This is a genomic window from Neorhizobium puerariae (genome assembly GCF_042429745.1).
Taxonomy (GTDB): domain Bacteria; phylum Pseudomonadota; class Alphaproteobacteria; order Rhizobiales; family Rhizobiaceae; genus Neorhizobium; species Neorhizobium puerariae.
On sequence record NZ_JBHMAA010000018.1, the window covers coordinates 212692 to 218934 of the forward strand.

Here is a 6243-nt window from a genome sequence, read left to right on the forward strand (position 1 = left end):
TCAGTTGGCCCTCATTGTCCGGGTGATATGTCCGACGCGGCGCATCCCGCCCTTGAGATAAGGGGGGCGCACGGCAACGACGGCCTCGACTTCATGCTCAGAGCCGCGCTCCAGCGGAAAACCCTTCACTTCCAGAACGGCCGTGTCGGTAATGAACCACGTTTCATCGACGATCGACTCCAGTTCGGCCAGCGTCCGGCGCTTTCCGTTGAGATTGAACACCAGCCCTTCAAGGGGGATATCCTTCCCGTCCACCTTGAGAAGACCGACTTCGATCGTGGACAGCGGCAGCGCCCTGTACCACGGGATACGAATACCGATGGTGAAGCCCTCGGGCGTCGATACGAGCGTATCTGGGTCTATGACCTTGTCAAACATCATGCGGATTGCCCTCCGTCCGCGCTTGCCGCGCAGAATCGATCCGGGATGCGCACGGGGCGCAATTGCCCGGAAGTTTCCTCCATTACGGCGCCTCATGTTCCTCGCCATAATGAACATGATCATTTATGTATCGCAGGCGATCGTCAATAGAATTTTTCCAAGGCGTCCAAAAAATGCTGAATGTTATCGAATACCTGCAATCCACCCTGATCACCGCTTGACTTTCAATAAATGAACGTGTTCATATATTTCATCATTTTAAGGGAGGAAATAAAATGATAGCCACGAATGCCAATTCCCTTTCTTTACGTCGCCTGCGCCGCCGCTTCCTCAAGGGACTGGGCGTTGCGGCTGCCGTGACACTCGCTGCGTTTCCGGCCGCCGCGAAAGACACCATTCGCGTTCTCGCACCGGCCAGCGGGTCGGGCACGGCTTTCCAGGCTCTCGGCGAGGCCTATGGCAAGGTCAATCCGGACATTCAGGTCGTCGTCCAGCAGTTTCCGTCAGGAGATGCTTACGCACAGGCCCTGCTGACGCAGCTTCAGGCCGGCGCGGGCGCCGACCTGATCTTCACCAACGGCGGCTGGGGCGCGCCTGAATCGCTGCAGCCGCTTGCGAAGGCGCAACGGCTTGGCGACCTGGCCAAGGCAAGCTTCGCCAAGGATTTCAGCGACAAGGTCGTTCCCGAATTCTGGGCCGACGGCAAATTGTACGGATTGCCGCTTGCGCTCCTGAACGTCGGCCTGATCTACAACGCCAAGGAACTGAGCGCCCTCGGCGCCGCTGCACCGCAAACGTTCGACGATCTGATCGCCCTTTGCGATCTGGCGCAGAAAAAGGGCAAGAGCGCCCTGACCATTTCCGGCGCTTCACCGTTCTACTTCCTCGAAACGGTCGCCGTCAGCACCGTATACAACAAGGACCCTCAGTGGAACGAGAAGCGGACCGAGGGCAAGGTGAACTTCGCCGAATCCGCGGGCTGGAAGGACGCCTTCGACCGGATCAAGAAGATGATCGACGCGAAGTGCTTCGTCCCGGGCATCGCCGCGACGACCTCGCCGCAGGCCTTCGCGCAGCTCGCCTCCGGTCAGGCCCTGATGGCGGTCGGCCCGACGACGTTCATGGGCGCCGTGGTGGCGATGAACCCCACGCTCGATCTGAGGATGCGCCCCTTCCCCGCGAAAAGCGCTGACGAAACCGTGGCGATCGGCTTCTACAACGACGCCCTGAGCCTGAATGCGCAATCGAAGAATGCTGCCGCGAGCACCGCATTCCTCGAATGGCTGTCCAAGCCCGAACAGCAGGCGACCTACGCAAAGATCGCGGGCGGCACGACGCCCTCCGATGCGGCGGCTCACAAGTTCGAGGGCGCCCTGGCGGAAATGACTCCGTACTTCGCCGCCGACCGGGATCGGCAGATCCCGCATCACACCTGGCAGCAACCGCAGTTGCGGGCCGCGCTGATTGCCAGCGGCAATGCCCTTTTCGCCGGCCAGAAGACCGGTGAGCAGGTCCTCAAGGATCTGGACCTCGCCGGGCGCTGACGTCCGTCCGGGGAGAGGCCGGTCCATCTCGCCTCTCCCGCATTTTCTCTGAAAGGCCAACCATGTCCTCGTCTTCGCGCAAAGCGCGGCGACAGCGCGCTCCGCTTGTCTGGGCGCTGCCAGCCGTCGTCGTCGCATTTCTCTTCCACTATGCCGCTGTGGCAGCCGGCGGCTGGTACGCGTTCACAGACTGGAACGGTCTGACGACGCCCAACTATGTCGGCCTGGCGAACTTCCGCGCCATCCTGACCAATCCCGATGCGGTCGGCGCGCTTGTCAACACGCTGTCGCTGGCCGTCGGCTTCGTCATCGCGACCAATGTCATCGGACTGATGCTGGCGCTGGCGCTCAATGCCAAGCTGCGCAGCCGGTTTTTCCTGAGAAGCCTTTTCTTCGCGCCCGTGGCCATCAGCTCGCTTGCGATCGGTTATGTCTGGCAATTCATCCTGGAGGCCCGGGGGCCGCTGAACACGCTGCTTGGTCTTCTGGGGCTCCAGTCCCTGCAGCGCGTCTGGACCGCCGACCCCACCTTTTCGCTCTGGTCCGTCTGGCTGGTCATGGTCTGGCAGTTCGCCGGCCTTTGCATGGCTTTCTATCTCGCCGGCCTCCAGAGCATTCCCGTCGAACTGAACGAGGCGGCGGCGGTGGACGGCGCGAGCAGCTGGCGGCGGTTCCGCCGCATCACCTTCCCGCTGCTGGCCCCTGCCGCCACGATCAGCATCAGCGTCACGACGATCCTGGGCCTGCGCGCTTTCGACCAGGTCATGTCCCTCACCCGCGGCGGACCCGGTTACGCGTCGGAAACGCTCACGACGCAGATCTACAAGCAGACCTTCGTGTTCGGAAACTTCGGCTACGGCGCGGCTTTCGCGCTCGTCCTGACCTTCCTTGTACTCGCCGTTTCCGGCACCCAGCTTCTCGTCCTCAGGGCCAGGGAGAACCGTCTGTGATGGGACCGCATCGATACACTCTCAAGACCTACGGGCTCGAACTCCTGCTCCTCGCGCTGGCCGCATTGTGGTGCGTCCCTTTCTATTATCTGTCGATCGTCTCGGTAAAACCCGACCTGGAGGTCTTCACGGCGCCGATGTCGTTTCCGAGCGAAGTGCGCTGGGACAATTTCGGCCGCGCATGGCAGGGCACGACGGGCGTCTCCCTCGGAACGGCGCTCGCCAACAGCATCATTGTCACCGTGGGCAGCGTAGCCCTGCTGATCTTCTTCGGTTCGCTGACGGCCTATGTCATCTCGCGCAACCGCCAGCGGCTGGCGGGGTGGCTCTATACCTTCTTCGTGGTCGGCATCATCCTGCCCTACCAGCTCGCTGTCGTTCCGCTTTTTTCGTCAATGCGCAGCCTGGGCCTCGTGGGCAACCAGATCGGCCTGATCGTTCTTTATACCGGGCTGTTCCTGCCCATGTCGGTATTCCTTTACAGCGGCTTCGTCCGCGCGCTGCCGATCGACTACGAGGAAGCCGCGGAAGTCGATGGCGCGAGCCGTTCGCGGATCTTCTTCCGGATCGTCTTCCCGCTATTGCGGCCGATCACCGCCACCGTCGCGGTCATGACCGGTCTGCTGATCTGGAACGACTTCTTCATGCAGCTGATCTTCCTTTCGGGAAGCCAGTCGCCGACGCTTCCGGTGGCGATCTACGGTTTCGTGGGCGAGTTCACGGCCCGGTGGAACATGGTGTTCGCCGCAGTGCTGGTGTCGCTCGTTCCCATCCTCGGCTTCTATCTCGTTGCCCAGCGGCAACTGATCCAAGGCTTTACCGGCGGCGTCAAAAGCTGACCGAAACAAGGTGCTGAATATTATGGCTTCCATCATCTACAAGAACATCACCAAACGTTATGCAGACGGCACCAAGGCGGTCGACAACCTCGATCTCGAAATCCGGGAAGGCGAGTTCATGATCGTCGTCGGCCCTTCCGGTTGCGGCAAGACGACCGCGCTGCGGATGGCGGCCGGCCTTGAGGACATCACGGACGGGCAGCTCCTGATCGGCGACAAGGTGGTCAACGATCTCGAACCGCGCGACCGCGACATCGCGATGGTCTTCCAGAACTACGCGCTCTACCCGCACATGACGATCTTCGAGAACATCGCCTTTCCGCTGCAGAACCGGAACATGCCCGCGGCGGAGATCAAGGAACGGGTGCGCGCCGCCGCTCGCACGCTTGGATTGGAGGAACATCTCGACCGTCGTCCGAAGCACCTTTCGGGCGGGCAGCGTCAGCGCGTCGCCATGGGCCGCGCCATCGTGCGCCGTCCCAAGGCGTTTCTCATGGATGAGCCGCTATCGAACCTGGACGCAAAGCTGCGCGTTCAAATGCGTGCGGAGATAACCCGCATGCAGCGGGATCTCGGTATCACGACGCTGTACGTCACCCACGATCAGGTCGAGGCCATGACGATGGGGCATCGCATAGCCGTGATGCGAAAGGGTGTCCTCCAGCAGGTCGGTGAACCGGTCGAGCTTTATGAAAGGCCGGCGAACCTGTTCGTCGCGTCCTTCATCGGATCACCGGCAATGAATCTCGTTCAGGGCCGGATAGCGGAAACGGAAGGACGCATTGTGTGCGAGATCGGCAGCCAGGAGATACCGCTTGCGGATGGTCTGGCTGGAGCAGAAAATCTTGCGGGATATCGGAACAGGAAGGTTGTCGTCGGCATTCGCCCGGAACATCTGCTGGACCCGCAAAAGACCGATCCGTCGCTGCCGGGATTGGCCGCGAGAACCCGGCTGGTTGAGCTGCTGCCACCCGAACAGCTCGTCCACCTCGAACTGGATGCAGAACCCGTATTGTCGACATCGGCGCTGGAGCTCGCCGCGGACGTGGACAAGACCAGCGCCCAGGATCTGAACCTGCAGGCGAAAAACCATCGGGTGAATGTGGTGGCGAGGCTGCCGAGCGGCAGGCGCTACGCCGAGGGAGAGACAACGCGATGGGCCATCGATGTTGCCCATCTGCACTTCTTCGATGCCGACACGGGCGAGGTCTTGCGTTGAGGCGACCGCGCAACCGGAGCGAAGGATGCCTCCCGGCTTGGCAATCCTGCAGTGCTCTTGAATGATGATCGCAAAACCCGGAGGATCGGGCGGGGAACCCGGCGTGAAACCGCCTTTTGGGACTTGGCGCCTGCTGCGGCACTTTTTCCAGAGCGCAAGCCCTTGAAGGGAACGTCGAGCCCCGGTTCAGACGAACGACATGCCAGAATGAAGGACGAATTCCAGAATGAGTCGAGATGAAGCAAATGAAGAGGTAAGCGCCACAGGCATACCCGCAGACAATCTCGCCATCGTTGCCGGTGCCGGCAACAAACACACGGAACAGGTTTCGAAAAGGGAGCGCAAGAAAGCGGAAACGCTCCAACGGATAAAGGACGCCGCGCTGGCCCTCTTTCTGACGAAGGGCTTCGATGACGCGACCACGAGAGAAATTGCCAAGATTGCGGGCGTCGCCCTGGGGACGATCTTCAACTACGCCGAGAACAAGAGGGACCTCCTCTTTCTTATCTGCAACGACGAGCTCGAAGCAACGGTGATCGAAGCGGAACAGGGGATCGACCCGGCCCTGTCGTTTCTCGACAACGTTCTGTCCATCGCGGAATACCACTTCATCCATTTCGCCCGGAGACCGGAAATCTCCCGTTATGCTCTCAGGGAAATGTACTTTTATTCGACGGGTAAGCAGGTCGGACGCTTCAAAAAGAGCAGAGACAATCTCATCACGCTTTTTCACCGGGTGGTTGAGAGCAATCTGGCCAGCGGTGCGATTGCCTCCACCGATAACGCCCAGACCGTGACGTCGATCATCTACGCCCTATACCAGACGGAAGTGCGCACCTATCTCGGCCATTCGAAGCCCGATCCTGACGCCGCGAAGATTCGGTTTGCCCAGCAGATAAGGATTGTCCTCAACGGGCTCAATCCGAAGAGCGAAGTCTTCGAGCTGCGTCGGCACAGGCAGAAATGAACGGACGCGGCGCAACCCAATTCATCAATCTGGCGGGGATTTTGAACTTATGAAGACGATGAAGGGCCCTGCTTTGTTTCTGGGTCAGTTTGCGGGGGACGTGGCACCGTTCGACAGCTGGGACGGGATCACGCGGTGGGCTTCGGAGAAGGGGTATGTCGGGGTGCAGGTGCCGACGTGGGCGGGCCGGCTCATCGATCTGAAGAAAGCTGCCACATCGAAGGATTATTGCGACGAATTCGCCGGCGTGGCGCGTCGGAACGGCATCGAGGTGACGGAGCTTTCGACCCACCTGCAGGGCCAGCTCGTCGCGGTGCATCCGGCCTATGACGAGGCCTTCGAC

Annotated in this window: 6 protein-coding genes and 1 pseudogene; 6 read left to right on the forward strand and 1 reads right to left on the reverse strand. The window is 60.9% G+C overall.

Translation table 11 applies throughout. The features are described 5' to 3' along the window. Window positions 1–504, reverse strand: coding sequence for a C-glycoside deglycosidase beta subunit domain-containing protein (locus ACFFP0_RS17665; protein ID WP_377263312.1), 504 nt, complete (start codon window positions 502–504; stop codon window positions 1–3). Window positions 505–656: 152 nt separating this feature from the next. Between ACFFP0_RS17665 and ACFFP0_RS17670 the strand changes: the two genes are divergently transcribed. The 6 genes and pseudogenes from ACFFP0_RS17670 to ACFFP0_RS17695 all read left to right on the forward strand — a co-directional run. Continuing rightward, entirely contained in the window at window positions 657–1925 is a 1269-nt protein-coding gene (locus ACFFP0_RS17670; protein WP_377263313.1) for an ABC transporter substrate-binding protein, read from the forward strand. 62 nt (window positions 1926–1987) lie between these two features. Next, on the forward strand, window positions 1988–2875 hold the full coding sequence (locus ACFFP0_RS17675) for a carbohydrate ABC transporter permease (protein ID WP_377263314.1): 888 nt from the start codon (window positions 1988–1990) through the stop codon (window positions 2873–2875). Beyond that, window positions 2875–3714, forward strand: coding sequence for a carbohydrate ABC transporter permease (locus ACFFP0_RS17680; protein WP_377263315.1), 840 nt, complete (start codon window positions 2875–2877; stop codon window positions 3712–3714). The genes ACFFP0_RS17675 and ACFFP0_RS17680 overlap by 1 nt, the downstream gene beginning before the upstream one ends. Before the next feature lie 22 nt (window positions 3715–3736). Beyond that, window positions 3737–4933, forward strand: a complete 1197-nt coding sequence (locus ACFFP0_RS17685) for an ABC transporter ATP-binding protein (RefSeq protein WP_377263317.1) — start codon at window positions 3737–3739, stop codon at window positions 4931–4933. A gap of 226 nt (window positions 4934–5159) precedes the next feature. Further along, on the forward strand, window positions 5160–5900 hold the full coding sequence (locus tag ACFFP0_RS17690) for a TetR/AcrR family transcriptional regulator (RefSeq protein WP_377263318.1): 741 nt from the start codon (window positions 5160–5162) through the stop codon (window positions 5898–5900). Window positions 5901–5949: 49 nt separating this feature from the next. After that, window positions 5950–6243, forward strand: a pseudogene (locus ACFFP0_RS17695) (sugar phosphate isomerase/epimerase); the annotation flags it as partial.